At 36.3% G+C, this 14,824-nt stretch carries 12 protein-coding genes; 9 read left to right on the forward strand and 3 right to left on the reverse strand.

Going from position 1 to position 14,824, the window contains the following annotated elements; genetic code table 11:
- Window positions 1–27 precede the first annotated feature (27 nt).
- From G525_RS0114975 to G525_RS0115005, 7 genes are all read left to right on the forward strand, one after another.
- Window positions 28–1,089: a hypothetical protein gene (locus G525_RS0114975; protein ID WP_027126887.1), complete on the forward strand. Its 1,062-nt coding sequence runs from the start codon at window positions 28–30 to the stop codon at window positions 1,087–1,089.
- Window positions 1,090–1,408: 319 nt separating this feature from the next.
- Window positions 1,409–3,367, forward strand: coding sequence for an AAA family ATPase (locus G525_RS0114980; RefSeq protein WP_027126888.1), 1,959 nt, complete (start codon window positions 1,409–1,411; stop codon window positions 3,365–3,367).
- Between the two features lie 73 nt (window positions 3,368–3,440).
- Window positions 3,441–4,028: an NUDIX domain-containing protein gene (locus tag G525_RS0114985; protein WP_027126889.1), complete on the forward strand. Its 588-nt coding sequence runs from the start codon at window positions 3,441–3,443 to the stop codon at window positions 4,026–4,028.
- A 146-nt stretch (window positions 4,029–4,174) separates the two neighbouring features.
- Window positions 4,175–5,410, forward strand: coding sequence for a DUF6638 family protein (locus tag G525_RS0114990; protein WP_027126890.1), 1,236 nt, complete (start codon window positions 4,175–4,177; stop codon window positions 5,408–5,410).
- A 56-nt stretch (window positions 5,411–5,466) separates the two neighbouring features.
- Window positions 5,467–5,820: a four helix bundle protein gene (locus tag G525_RS21130; protein WP_035479817.1), complete on the forward strand. Its 354-nt coding sequence runs from the start codon at window positions 5,467–5,469 to the stop codon at window positions 5,818–5,820.
- Window positions 5,821–5,933: 113 nt separating this feature from the next.
- A complete protein-coding gene (locus G525_RS0115000; protein WP_027126891.1) occupies window positions 5,934–6,458 on the forward strand; it encodes a hypothetical protein in 525 nt (174 codons plus the stop codon).
- Window positions 6,459–6,578: 120 nt separating this feature from the next.
- On the forward strand, window positions 6,579–8,276 hold the full coding sequence (locus tag G525_RS0115005) for a hypothetical protein (RefSeq protein ID WP_027126892.1): 1,698 nt from the start codon (window positions 6,579–6,581) through the stop codon (window positions 8,274–8,276).
- A gap of 93 nt (window positions 8,277–8,369) precedes the next feature.
- Here G525_RS0115005 and G525_RS0115010 read toward each other — a convergent pair whose 3' ends face one another.
- Window positions 8,370–9,845 (reverse strand): helix-turn-helix domain-containing protein, encoded by a 1,476-nt coding sequence (locus G525_RS0115010; RefSeq protein WP_027126893.1) that lies wholly within the window; start codon window positions 9,843–9,845, stop codon window positions 8,370–8,372.
- A gap of 121 nt (window positions 9,846–9,966) precedes the next feature.
- Between G525_RS0115010 and aceB the strand changes: the two genes are divergently transcribed.
- Together aceB and G525_RS0115020 are read left to right on the forward strand one after the other, a co-directional pair.
- Complete coding sequence (aceB, locus tag G525_RS0115015) at window positions 9,967–11,565, forward strand: malate synthase A (RefSeq protein ID WP_027126894.1); 1,599 nt, start codon at window positions 9,967–9,969, stop codon at window positions 11,563–11,565.
- An 84-nt stretch (window positions 11,566–11,649) separates the two neighbouring features.
- Entirely contained in the window at window positions 11,650–13,281 is a 1,632-nt protein-coding gene (locus G525_RS0115020; RefSeq protein WP_027126895.1) for an isocitrate lyase, read from the forward strand.
- A 156-nt stretch (window positions 13,282–13,437) separates the two neighbouring features.
- Here G525_RS0115020 and G525_RS0115025 read toward each other — a convergent pair whose 3' ends face one another.
- Together G525_RS0115025 and G525_RS0115030 are read right to left on the reverse strand one after the other, a co-directional pair.
- Complete coding sequence (locus tag G525_RS0115025) at window positions 13,438–13,731, reverse strand: hypothetical protein (protein ID WP_027126896.1); 294 nt, start codon at window positions 13,729–13,731, stop codon at window positions 13,438–13,440.
- Window positions 13,718–14,752 (reverse strand): formimidoylglutamase, encoded by a 1,035-nt coding sequence (locus G525_RS0115030; RefSeq protein WP_027126897.1) that lies wholly within the window; start codon window positions 14,750–14,752, stop codon window positions 13,718–13,720. Before G525_RS0115030 ends, G525_RS0115025 begins: the two co-directional genes overlap by 14 nt.
- Between the last annotated feature and the right edge of the window lie 72 nt (window positions 14,753–14,824).

Raw genomic sequence — 14,824 nt, forward strand, 5'->3', positions numbered from 1 at the left:
TTCATTATTAATTTTTAATTATAAAAAGTGTCCATTAATCACATAGTAACGCCATTAGATTCTGCATACCTCGACTCCAAAGAGCAGTATGTATTTTATCATAAAATGGTCGATTTTGCGCTGAAGGAATTAATAGTGAGTGCGCAGCGTGAACAACTGTGTTCCACTCAAGAAATCATTTTCTTTAAACAGTACGCTGATTTGCTGTTGTATTCCATTGAAGCCATGCGGGTCAAGTATATGTATGACGAGGAAGAAAACATGAAAGTCGATTTGACCGAATCTGGTTTTCCAAATTATTTGGAATTCCGCTATTTGTTCAATGATTTGTCCTTACGGGAAAATTATGTCAATAAGCTCAAAGATGTGAGTGAGTTACAGGAAGAGTTTTTAGATACCTTACTGAGAAAAAAGGAGCCTATTAAAAAAAGCAGATTGTTTCAAGCAGCTTCCATTGTTTATTATACTTCCGTTGAGCAAAAATTTATCTTTAATCGCTTTGTACAAGGTAAAATCATAAAAGCGCCTGAAGATTCAGGCGCCGAATTTATGACCAGTTGGAGCTTTTTTGATGTTGGTTGTAACCGACCTTTTGTCTGTTATATGTACTTTGATTTTGAAGGACCGAATGTTGAAAGTATCAAAGAACAAATCTATGAGGTTTTGAAAAATACGGCAGACCGAGACATGAACTTGGATGTTATGGCTTATGGAATTGATAGAAAATTAAAGGATATCAAACCAAAACACATCAAACGCATTGATTTAGGGCCTTTCCACAATGTATTTGCCAAAGATGAAAACCAGATTACCCATACTATTTTAAAAAGTATTGCAGATAAAGTGGTGCCATTGGAATCTTATGCACTTTCCTTAAGTGTTGACGAAGTATTCTCAGGCAGCGAATTTAGTGAAGGCGGCTATTTCTCAAAACAAACCTTGCAAAAATGGAACGAACCCATTCATAAAAGTTATGTATTGGCGCCACATCGCATCATTCAGTTATTGTACAGTAAAACACCGGAAATCATGAATAGGTTGGCAAAACCACCAATTCAGATTGCGGATTTGAAAATAAGTAAAGTTTAAAATAGAATAAAGACCGCTGCGCTTATAGAATCAAAAATCAAGATTTTTAATTGTGAAGAATTGGAAGTTTTTTTTAAATAAGCAAAGAAAAATTCCTTCCCTTTTTAAGGGAAGGTGGATTAAGTTTCCGTAGTGGAATTTAAGACGGAAGGGTTTGAATCAACCACCTCGTCTTCATCCCCTTATCTTGGGATGAATCCACTCCTCCTTTGAAAGGATGAGAATTTATAGAGATTATAAAATTTAAATATTCGTGTACCCGCCTGAACGGACGGGCAGGTTCGTGGCTAAATTCAATAGATAAATCATAAATCAACCAATGCAACAAAACTCAACATTTCCCATAAAACAAAATGAACTCCATATGCTTCGCGATGAGGCGGCTTCGTATCTTAAAAGTATTCAATGGGAGCAAGGACAACGTGCCAAAAATAAAGATAAGGACGCAAAGGACGATTCTATTCTTCTTTATTTGTCAAGAGCCAATAACGGCTCTAATATGGCAGAGACCACATCGGTGTCCAAAACAATTTTAGAGCTTAAAAAGCGGTTGCTTCCAGATTCCATCGCTATTCCAGTTTTGCTTAACCAAACCTTATATGCCGTTCAGGAAGGGTTGACATTAGGCATCTGGATCAAGGATAGTTATTATAATGCTTCGGGATTATCCAGTTTAAATGAGCGTAAAGCTTCATTGGACAGCATGGGCAAAAGAGAATACGAAAGCAAAATGCATACTGCAACAGCATTTATGTTGTTTTCAGCCGCCTATAATATTTTACACAATCTAAAGCCCTATGCTTCCGACGATTTGAGCGTTATGAAGCAGAAATTCGCAGGCATTCCTGAAGTTTCGTTTTTATCGCCTTTAAAAGGTGTGGCTTGTACCTTATTTTATTATGACAAATATTTGGGACATCCCGATATTATTAAAAGTGATAAGGATGTGGCCGATTTCACTGTGGTTTTCTTTGAAGCATTGATTGATGAAATCCAAATGAGAAAATCAACTTTGGAGCATCAGGAAACCATTGTGGACAGGACTTACAAATTGGAGCATTCCGAATTTGCAATTTCAGGATGGAACAACGTCTTTGCCGGTGCTGCAAAAAGTATAGAATTCAACAAAATTAAGTTTGAGCAGATCGTTGGAAACAAAGACGCCAAACATTTTGCACGCCGTTTAACGGAGCGCATGTTGAGCTATGATGTTACGGCAAAGAAGAATCCGTTTCAGGAATTGGGCGGATTTATGCCCGTTTTTATGGGCTACGGTATCCCAGGAACGGGAAAAAGTATGCTTATTGCCGCCATTGCTACAAAATTAAAAGAGCATTGTGACCATTTGGAAATTCCGTTTTTATTTCATCCTATGCCCGACACCTTGATTTCAACATTTCAAGGAGGTTCTGCCGAGAAAATGGTGGAATGGATGAAACCCATGCAAGATCCTTCAAAATTGATTTTTGCACCTATTGATGATGCTGAAAACAATCTGCAAGAACGGACTGCCCAAGGGGTTTCTGCAGGTGTTAAAGAGGTTATTGGGGTGTTTTTGAGATATACGGAAGGTGCTTATGCCGTAAATTATGGTAATAGTTCCATCGGATTATTTACTAATTTGCCGGAAATGCTGGACAAGGCAGTGATTTCTCGTGTACAGGGACGTTTTAAAATTGATGGCGCACGCACTGAAAACGATTTTTTGGATCAAGATCATTTATGGTGGCGTAAGTTGCAAAAAACGATGCCAGATTTCATAAACATGAAAGATCCAAACAATTATAACTATCTTCAAGATCAGGGCTTGGCCAAAAATATGGGTGAAATTTTGAAATCTGTCGATAAACCTTCAGAAGAACGCGTGCATGCTGTTTATGATAAGGTTGAAAAGCAGTATCAAACCAATGAACACCAGTTTTACGCCAATCTCTACAAAGAAATGCAAAAGGTTTTTCCTTTCTTCTCTTCAAGGGATGTTCGGAATATCCAATCGGCTATTTCATTGCGTTTAACCGATTTTGATTTGGAAACTTCATGGTTCGAAAATCCTGAGGTGTATTTTAAACAAGCATACGAAACAAAGTTTAATATGTTGCAAGAACTCATGCGTTCTAATATGAAAGGGCTTAACTTTTCTGAAATAAGACGTCAGGAAGTTGTCCGTTATTTGGATAATGTTGCCACTATTGCAGATACTGATTTCAAACGACAGGTCGATTCGAGAGTCAACCAACTCAATATAGAAATGGAAGCGCGAAGAAAGTTTGACAATTAATGATGATATGGTAATTTTTTAGGATTTTAGACAACAGACAACAGACAACAGACAACAGACAACAGACAAGACAATGTTAGACAACATAAAAAACATCACCTTTAAAACACTTTCCAAAGCTTGGGCTACTTTGTTGGAAATCAATTATGATTACCAGTTCAAAGATGGCACCTGGAAACGTGTTTCTAGAGAAAGTTATGATCGCGGACATGGCACCGGAATTTTATTATATAATGTAGAAAAAGGGACGATTATTTTAACAAAACAATTCAGGATGCCAATTTACCATACCAACAAAGATGAAGGTATGTCTATTGAAGTCTGCGCTGGGGCTATAGATGATAATGATTTACCAGAATCTACTATAATTAGAGAAGTGGAAGAGGAAGTAGGATATAAGGTTAAAGAGGTTAAAAAGATAATGGAAACTTATATGTCTCCTGGCGCCTTAACTGAAAAGATGTATTTATTTGTTGCGCGCTATTCAGAGGATATGAAAGTCAGTGAAGGCGGAGGATTGGCAAGCGAACATGAAGAAATTGAAGTGATGGAAATACCTTTTTCGAAAGCCTTAAAAATGATGGAATCTGGAGAGATTTTAGATGCGAAAACGATTATTCTGTTGCAATATGCTCAGATAAATAGTTTAATTAAGAATTAAGAATTAAGAATTAAGAATTAAGAATTAAGAATTGTTTTTCTTTAGAAACAAGAAACAAGAAACAAGAAACAAGAAACAAGCCTGCCCGTCCGCAGCGAAGCGAAGGCGGGAAACAAAAAGAGATTCCCACTTTCATGGGAAATAATATGGAAAAACTAAAAGCAGCGCATTTATTTAGAAACGATCTCATCCCCATTAGCGGGAAATTGGTAGAGCGTTACAATCAGTGCCTAAAAAAATTAGGTCTGACTGTAACAAAGCTCACCAGTTTTTCAATTGACGGATTAGGGTGGAGCCCTGAGATTGCTGAAGAGAAAAAGGAAATCCACTATCTTAATAATGGAGAGGCCAATCCAAATGCGATTATCATCACGCCTCTTCAAAAAGGGAAACCAGTATATGTTCCTTTTCATACTTTTGATAGAGATATGATGCAACATATTTTTCGCAATCATGGTGATAGAATCAATGATATTACAAGAGATTGTGCCATTTGTGTGGATTTTGACCAATATATAGATGCATTTTATGAACCATTGGATGTATTAAAATATAAGGATATTTCCATTAGCTTTAAACTGATCAACGATTTGGACAAAGTTCAAAAGCTACAGTTTCAGCTGGTTGATACATTTAAGCAAGGGAACAATTTTATTGATGAAAATTTACATCAGCAACTGTTGGATTCGGCAAAGACCTACGGCGACCTAAGACATCGAAATTTAGAGCTTCATGAGTTGTATTTCTCAACGGATTCTTTTTACACCCGTGCGTTTAACGGAGTTTTTGTTTTACGTGATTTTATAACGCCAATTGTTGTTTTCGAAGATGAAAAATGGCACAAAGAAGCCATAAAGGACACCTCACATGACGTACTGATCTATCACATTTCACAACCAGAATTGATGGATAAACTACGAGATCATTTGATTATTGAATATGATTTAGACGCCGTTGTGAAAACTCCACGTTATGAACGTATTAAAAAATTTATGTTTTCTCAATTATTGAAGGAACCCCAACATCCTATAAAAGATATTTTAGATGATAAGGTATTGTTTAAAGGATATTTGAACAAACTGTCCATTGAAAATCGAAAAAAAGTAATGAGTGTTGAATTGTACCTCGAAAAAATGGAAGTCAACAATCAGCATAAATTGGCAGATATTGTTGATGTTGAGCTTTTTGAGGCCTTACATCAACCACATTCGTCCTTAAATGCAAAACATCAAGATTTAATTTGGAAATTGCTGGTTAATATCTCGTCTTTAGATGTGTTGTTCATGTATTGGTACGACAAAGAACAATTTTATAAAAATTATAAAGATTGGGATGATTCATTGAAAGATTGGGTAATTGGAACGATTCGTAACAATATATAAAGTAAGAAGTTGAAAGCACGAAGCATGAAGTTTTATATCTTTATGATTAAAAAAGCATGCAGTTTAAATTTGAAAATTTATTGATTTGGCAAAGAGCAATGGATTTAGGTGAAGATATGAATCAATTGGCTTATAAGTTTCCTAAAGAAGAGTTGTATAATTTGTCGTCACAAATTAGAAGAGCAGCCGACTCAGTCGCATTAAATATTTCAGAAGGTTCTATTCTACAGTCTGATGCAGAATATAGAAAGTTTTTAGGCTATGCAATTCGATCAATTGCTGAAGTGGTGACCTGTTTACACAAAGCCAATAGAAGAAATTATATGACTGATGATAGTTTCTTAAAATATTATAAGGCCTGTTTTGATTTAATGAATATGACGATTGCTTTCAGAAATAGAATAAATTAGAAATGAGGTATGGAGAATTAAAATCAAAACTCTTGTCTTCAATTACTTACAATTATAAATAAATATAAATCCTTTACTTAAAGCTCCATGCTTCAAGCTTCAAACTTTTAATTATGACCTTAGAAATTATCGTTTTCATCGGCTCAATACTATTTGGAATCCTGCTTTACTGGCGCGAATCTACTGGTAACGGATTGTTTCGTTTTTTCAATAAAATGATGTATTCCAAAAAACTTCAAATGTCACCAATGGATCCTACAGGGTTTCTATACCAGCAAAAATTTATTTTACGTTTGGTGTTCATTTCTATGATTTTTCTTGTGGGAATTTTAATTGCGCGCTTTTTGATTCCAATCGATATTGCGACTATTTCAGTGTTTGCTTCGAGTATAGTAGGCACACTTTTAGGGACTTATATTGGCGGATTTATTTTAAAATCGGAAAAGGTCATTGATGAACATAGTGAGTCCTTTGAAGAGAAATTTGACAATGTTATTGACCAGGGAAGGGATTTTGTTCAAGATATCAGATCTAGAGATCCAAAAGTCGTAGAAGAAGCGAAAAAAGAAATTGAAGAAGATCCTGAATTACCAAAAAAGAGTGCTAGAGAACGATTGAAGGATAAAGGACTAATGTAAAATTAGAATTCTCGATTGAAGATTGACGATTTTTGATTGAGGACTAGGGAGTGAAATTTTATTTTTATTTTGACAACAGACAACAGACAACAGACAACAGACAACAGACAACAGAAAAAAATGATAAAGAACTATTGGAATAGAGGAAGCAGACAAAAAACCATCACTATTATCGGCGCTTTGGTTTTACTATTACTATTGTTTTTCCTTCGTGATGATTACCAACCGTTTCTATTGTTTATAAGAAAATTCTTTTTTATAATTTTAGTGATTGGTTTGGTATTGTTTTTTGGGTTGCGAAGTTTTAGAAACTCCGTTGGGGTTGGGCGTCGCATAGGTGTTTTAGCACTTTTAATTTTGTTTTTTGGTGTGCTTTATGTTGTTGGTTGGCATTTTAAGATGTACGATTACATGAAAACTTACAATGTTTTTAAAGACTTAAATAAAGTGGAGATTAATGAGTTGCCACTGACCCAAAACGAACGCATTCAGCCCTTACGAAATATTTTTTCTATGGCCAATGAATCGGTTGGGGAGACCAAAGATGTGTCTTTGCCCCATTTAGTGAGGGTAGATGGCGAAAACAAATGGACCATGGCCATTCAGCCTTCAGAAAAATACACCATGCAGCAAATCAGCGAGAATACCGAAGAGATATTCTCGGTTTCCAGTACGTCACCATTTCCAAGGTTTTCCAGTGAAAATCGGATTCCTGTAACTTTTTCTATTGGAGAATCCTTGAAATTCAGTCGCAATACCTACAATGCTGTGGTGCAACGTTTCAATATTTTTCAGTTGTTTACTATGGAACCTAGTGATACGTTTTATATGAAAAACGATTCTGGAGATTGGGTAGAAGTGGTAAGTTTGATCAAATGGAAAGGTTTCTTTTTCCCATATCCTACATTTGGTGGCGTGATGGTTATTGACAGTGGAAAACACGATTTTAATGATTATGTAGAACGTGTTTTGATTGGAAAAGGTACCTACATCAGTGCTGAACAAATGAAAAACCATCCATTTTTGACCAAGCAGAATACGTTGTCAGAAAAGGTATCACGGTTGCAAGCAGAATCGTTAAAATTTTTGGGCGGATTTACGGATCCGTTACCATGGAAAATGCAAACTGCCGTAAAAATTCCAGATATGCCAGATGATCAAAATGAACAGCCTTTTGTGACCGATTTCAATTTTAGTGATGTGGATACCAAAACCTACAGCGGCTTGTACCATTGGTTCGGATTGGAGCCCATTGGGGAAGAACGCACTAGTTTAGCTTACAGCGTCTTTGTTCCGGCAGATGGTACCGACAAATTGTTCTATTATGATCATGCTGGCAAAAAACAAGGATATGCAGGAGTTTCTGCAATGCCATTAAAAATGATTGAATCACGTAAAGAATATGATTGGTCGGTTAATAAACCTGTTGAGTTTAGACCTTATATTAAAGATATTGCAGGTAGGAGACGCATGTTCTTTTTAGGTACTGTCTCTGCTGTAAAAGAAGACTCGAAAAAGTTTGATGGTTCTGCAACTCCCGATTTGGCCCTGATTGATAGCGAATATCGCGATGTTATCTGGATTGATGTGAAACACCCTAGTCAATGGGATAAAACCGTTTACGATCAATTAAATGAAGCTTGGAGAGCCAGTGAAGGTATTGGTTATTTTTATGATGAAGTCAAAAACACATCTGATTTGGACATGATGCAAAGGGAAATGGATTCTATTAATGCCATACCAAAAGTTAACGCCAATGACGTTGAGATTAACAGATTACAAAGTCGGATTGATTCTTTGAAATCGGTGGGAAATTGATTCAACAATAGTCATTCCGCAATTAGAAAATTAGAGTTTTCAGATTTTGTCTTTGAAAAGCTCAGTCTCCAAGAATCTGAAAGGTTTTTTTATCTATCCAAATCGCTTCTGTAAATCTGCAACAACCATTTCAGTCTGCTTGTTTTTGTTTTTTCGTTCCAGTAGTATTGGTGGCGCTTGTCTTACTTTACAATCGGCAATGGCACAGCGCTCGCAGGTCACCCCAACATCTTGCGACTTTATTTTTGGATCTTTTAGGAAAGCGAGTTTCCGTTGCAATTGTTTGTTCATTAATAAACCAATGCTGATACTTCTGTAGTGATGCTCTCTAAAAGGATCCTTTGTTGCGGAGGATAATACCAGGTATTGCATCCCATCATCAGGATAGTTTGAAATCTGCAAATCAAAGACATGATCTTCTTTTGTGTTACTAATGGTTTTTAGAACTTTTAAGGAAACCCAACGTCGGCAATAATGCTCATTCGTTTCATTGGCGCGCGGCGAATGTTGGTGTGCCAAATGCAATTCTTTCTTGAGATGAAATCGTTCACTGCCTGCACGATGTGTAAAGCGTAAAAAAAACAAATCCTGAAGATTGAATTCTTTGGGAAGCACATTGGTCAAGCGTTGGTAAAAGGATTCTGGAGATGCGTTAAAACCATCGATAATTTTTAAAAGTAGGGCTTCATCAAATGTTTCTTTTTCAAATAACGTGGATAATTGTGCTGTAATTGTTGCTTTAGGTAAAAGAAGGGCGCCTGCAAAATAAGAGGCATAAAAATTATTCAGAACTTGGTCAAAATTTTCGAATTTGATCCAGGAAAAGGTGTAAAGACGTTCTTTATACTGTAAATAATTATAGGCAATTTCTTTTGCATATATAAACGTGCGTTGTGCATCATCCATTTGGTTGGCGAGCAAAAGTGTCTTCGTTTTTGGAACAAAAACGGAGCGTAAGGTGTCTAAAGATTGATGTTTGTCCAATTCAGTTTCATTAAATGAATAGCCGTATTCCTCAATGAGAATTTCCTTTAATTCGCTGGAATCAATTGGTTTTTCCAAATCAATTTGGTAGGCTTCAGCAAACTTTAAAACGGCCTGTTCAATTTCTTCAAAATAATTATGATTGGCCTGCTGAAAGGATCGTACAGAAGCTAAATAAAAACTTTCCCGACTAAAATTATAATTCTGCGCAATTTCAATGATCGTACTTATAAAGGCATTGACCTTTGCTGGTGCATTGGAGACGATATCGATGAGCGTACTTTCTTGTATTCCAAAGAGATCCAATGGAATTTCCTTTAAAATTTTTGACTTTAAAATATCACCAATAGGAGCGAGGTTTTTGTCAAGCTTTAAAGAGACCATTTGATCGTAAGGCACTTCTAACTTTTCTGAAAGAATGGCAATTTTATCGGGTTTTGGATATTTTTTTCCCTTTTCAATTTCGTTTAAATAGGACTTTGATAGTCCTGATAATTTGGATAGTCCAAAGAGAGAAAGGTTCCTTTCAGTCCTTATCTGCTTTAGCTTTAGTCCAAAAATGAGTTTGATATAGTCTTCTTCCATAAGAACAAATATAATCGTTTTTTGCGAATATCAATTTTTAGCGAATAAAATTATTTAGCGAACGTTCGCTTGTTTTTTTAAAAAGTTATTTCTATCATTGTACTATCAAAATAACAACATTATGGAAAACAACATTTTAAGCTTACCGAAACTTCAATTTTCGAAAGATGTAAAAAATTACTATCCGGAAATCTTAACGGATGAAGCATTAGAATTTTTGTCGGCATTACACGAAAAATTTAATCAGGATCGTCTAGGATTATTAAAATCTAGAGAAGAACAGCAGCAACAATTCGATAAAGGCGCTTTTCCAGATTTCCCAGCAGAAACTAAAAGTATCAGAGAAGGGGACTGGGTGGCAGGAGCAATTCCGAATGATTTATTGGATAGACGTGTAGAAATTACAGGTCCTGTTGACAGAAAGATGGTAATTAACGCCCTAAATTCTGGAGCTAAAACGTTTATGGCAGACTTGGAGGACAGTAATGCACCAACTTGGAAAAATGCTATTGAAGGACAACAGAACCTTATTGATGCTAACAAAAGAACCATTTCGCTTCACGATGTCAAACGGGATAAGTTCTATAAATTGAATGCAGATCTTGCCGTTTTATTAGTGCGTCCAAGAGGTTTGCATCTTAATGAACGCCATATCCTAATCAATAAGGAAGAGGCTTCAGGGAGTTTAGTTGACTTTGGACTGTATGTTTTTCATAATACTAAAACCTTGTTAGAGAATAATACTGCTCCTTATTTTTATTTGCCAAAATTGGAGCATTATACAGAGGCTAGATGGTGGAATGACGTTTTCGAATTTGCACAAGCGTATTTAGAAGTTCCAAAAGGGACATTTAAAGCTACTGTGTTAATAGAAACTATAACGGCTAGTTTTCAATTGGACGAAATTATCTATGAACTAAAAGATCATATTGTTGGATTGAATTGCGGACGTTGGGATTATATTTTTTCCTACATCAAGAAATTCAGAAATCATGACAATTTTGTGGTCCCAAACCGTGATCAAGTGACCATGACCTCACCATTTATGGCTGCTTATTCAAAACTGGTCATCCAATGTTGCCATAAACGAGGCATTCATGCCATTGGTGGAATGGCAGCCCAAATTCCAATCAAGAACAATCCAGAGGCCAACAAGGCAGCCTTGGAAAAGGTTAGGGTTGATAAAGAAAGAGAAGTTAAAAATGGACATGATGGCACTTGGGTGGCACATCCAGATTTGGTTAAAGTGGCGATGGACGAATTTGACAGGCACATGCCAACAGCCAATCAGTTTCATGTAACAAGAGATGATGTTACTATTACAAAAGAAGATTTGGTAGAACTTCCAATAGGCACCATCACCGAACAAGGGATTAGAAAAAACATCAATATTGGACTTTTATATACTGAAGCTTGGTTGAGAGGTCATGGTGCAGTGGCGCTTTATAATCTGATGGAGGATGCAGCAACCGCCGAAATCTCAAGAACGCAGTTATGGCAATGGCTGAAGAATGAAGTGGTTTTGGAAGATGGACAAACGTTTTCAAGAGCACTTTACGATACTATTTTTCAAGATGAAGTTGAAAAACTCGTCAAAGAATTTGGAGAGGAAAACATCAAAAACACAAAATTCAATTTAGCGATAGAATTATTCAACAAATTGGTAACCAATGCCGATTTCGAAGAATTTTTAACCTTACCAGCCTATCAATATATTTAAAAAAAATGTCTCGCAACTACGGGAATAGTGTACGAGACTTAATTATCAAAATCTATAAAAACCTTAATAATCAAACACAAAATTATGAAAAATTTAGCACAAAGTAATTATAGTTCTGCCTTGGACACCGTTAGAAGTCTTAAAGCAAAATACGGAACTACTTGGGATGCAATAAATCCTGAAAGCGCAGCTAGAATGGTTGCACAAAATCGATTTAAAACGGGATTGGATATCGCTAAATATACCGCCGCCATCATGAGAAAAGACATGGCTGAATATGATGCCGATGCATCCAATTACACACAATCCCTAGGATGCTGGCATGGGTTTGTGGCTCAGCAGAAAATGATTGCGGTTAAAAAACATCATAAAACAACCCATAAAAAATATCTTTATCTATCAGGTTGGATGGTGGCCGCATTGCGTTCAGAATTTGGTCCATTGCCAGATCAATCCATGCACGAAAAAACGGCTGTGCCCTCTTTAATAAGTGAAATTTATGATTTCTTGCGTCAAGCAGATGCCATAGAATTAAATGATTTGTTTAGACGACTTGAAAATGGTGAGGATGTCCAAGCTCAAATTGATAATTTTGAAACCCATATCGTTCCAATCATAGCAGATATTGATGCCGGTTTTGGGAATGAAGAGGCCACCTATTTGTTGACTAAGAAAATGGTTGAAGCTGGGGCCTGTGCCATCCAAATTGAAAATCAGGTTTCTGATGCCAAACAATGTGGCCATCAAGATGGAAAAGTAACCGTGCCTCATGAAGATTTTATCGCAAAACTGAATGCCATTAGATATGCCTTTTTAGAATTGGGAGTGGATGATGGGATAATTGTAGCGCGTACCGATTCTGAAGGGGCAAGTCTTACCCAAAAGTTACCAGTAAGCAATGAACCCGGAGATTTGGCATCGCAATATTTAGCTTTTGTGGAAGCTGAAGAAATCGACATTAAAGAAGCTAAGGAAGATGATGTGCTGCTTAAAAGAGATGGTAAATTGGTACGCCCTGTGAGATTGCCAAATGGCTTATATCAATTTAAAGAGGGCTCTAATATTGATCGGGTGGTGTTGGATTGTGTCACCAGTCTTCAAAATGGTGCAGACTTGTTATGGATTGAAACACCAACGCCAAATGTGAAACAAATTGCACATATGGTCAACAGGATTAAGGAGGTAATACCCAATGCGAAATTGGTTTATAACAATTCGCCATCTTTTAACTGGACCTTAAATTTCCGAAATCAAGCTTATGAAGAAATGCTTGCCGAAGGAGAAAACATGACGGCTTATGACAGAAATAATTTAATGGATGCCCAATATGATGCCTCAGAATTATGCTTTCGTGCCGATCAGAAAATCAAAACCTTCCAAATGGATAGCGCCAGAGAAGCAGGCATTTTTCATCATTTGATCACATTACCAACCTATCATACGACGGCGCTTCATATGAATGACCTCACACAAGGTTATTTTGGTGAAGAGGGCATGTTGACCTATGTAAGAGAAGTCCAAAGACAGGAAATACGTAAAGGCGTTGCTTGTGTAAAGCATCAACGCATGGCGGGTTCAAATCTTGGAGATGATCACAAATCATTTTTCGCCGGTGATAAGGCCTTAAAGGCTGACGGAGAAAAAAACACCTCCAATCAGTTTGAAGTTAAAACAACTACCGCTCAAGTTGACGAGAAATTGAGTGTGGTTGCATAAACAATTTGATGATAGAATTATCGAATTTTGAACAAATAAAAATCTCCAGTCTAGTGCCTGGAGATTTTTTATGCGTACTGTTTCTCGTCTAAAAGCTTAGCGAATTATGTTTTTACTACATGTAATTATGATCTGAGTTAAATTAGCTGAAGATGATCACACCAACGTGGTATAACCAATCAGAAACGCGGTCAACAATGAAAATAACAAGGTGAGTATGGCCAAAGGGTTGCTATCAGTCTTTTTTGTAAGGAACCTAAAAATAACAATTAAAGGAATGAAGGTTCCAATAAAAAAAATAGGAATAGTAATCCATTCCATTAAGGCCTTAAACGAATCATTACTCCAGTTTTTTACAAACATGAGATTCATCAATAATATATAAAGCATTACCGTAATACTTCCTATGAACAACCATAAATCGATCCGATAGTGTTTATTTTTTTTCATAATTGGATTGATTGGCTCTCATAAAATCCGTTATTAAATAGGTGATGAGCTTTCCAACAAGGGTTTCAGTTTCTGCAGTTGGAGCGGCTTCACAAATATGTAAATAAGTGGCATTGCGCTGCTTTCCAAAATAACTCACAAAGGCCCTCGCTTTTTTTATGCTAAAACCACTAGGTGATATTGCGCTACTGGGAATGTATTTAATCGCATCACAGTCTACTTCTATTCCAAAAGGCTTATCCGATACATGTTTTGAAGCACGCTCCAGTTCGTCCTTGAATTTTTTGTCTTTTCGGATGATGAGTGCTTCAAAGGTATTGTATTTTAAGGCTTTAAACTTGTCCAAAGTTTTGAAAATGTGGTCTGAAGTATAATTTTCATGCAATCCAAAAATGAAATAGTTTCTTAAAAACCCTTCGGCATACGCATAACTAAAGCCATTGCCACTATGCCTGCCTTCCTCACTTCTAAAATCTGAGTGTGCATCAAAATTTACCACATTAATCGGTTTTTTAAATGCTAGAGATGCACCTTTTAAATTTCCGTAGGCATTGTTATGTCCGCCCCCAATCACAATTGGTATTTTTCCCGACTTTACAATTTGATAGATTAAGTCGGTCACATGTCGGTCAATTTTCTCAGTCAGTTTTCGTGCTTTGACAATGTCATTGTTATCTGTGGCATCGTAATTATCCACCTTTTTCATCTCTTTTGAGAAGTCTAAATGGCCTAAAATAAGCACCTTATTTGGATGGGTAAATGCGTTGCTCTGGATGTTCAACAACACCTTTAGAGTAACTTCCCAAGCTCTTGCTGTACCTCGTTTTCCATAGTTGGCAAACACGCCAATATCTTCAGGAATCCCAATTATAACGTAATCAACGTCCAAATTTGTTAAAGATTCGTATATATGGGTAGAATTGGAAAGTAATTGTATATGTTCTCCAAATTTGGATTCATTAGGTCTTTTATGTAATAAAATGTCTAAATCGTTTTTTTTAAATAGAACAAGTCTGTCCATTTTGGGAATTTAATTTTACATTTGAATAATTAAAAATACATCATTATTTATTCCTTAACAATTAAATAGTAC

The sequence above is a fragment of the Gelidibacter mesophilus DSM 14095 genome (assembly GCF_000423005.1).
Taxonomy (GTDB): Bacteria; Bacteroidota; Bacteroidia; order Flavobacteriales; family Flavobacteriaceae; genus Gelidibacter; species Gelidibacter mesophilus.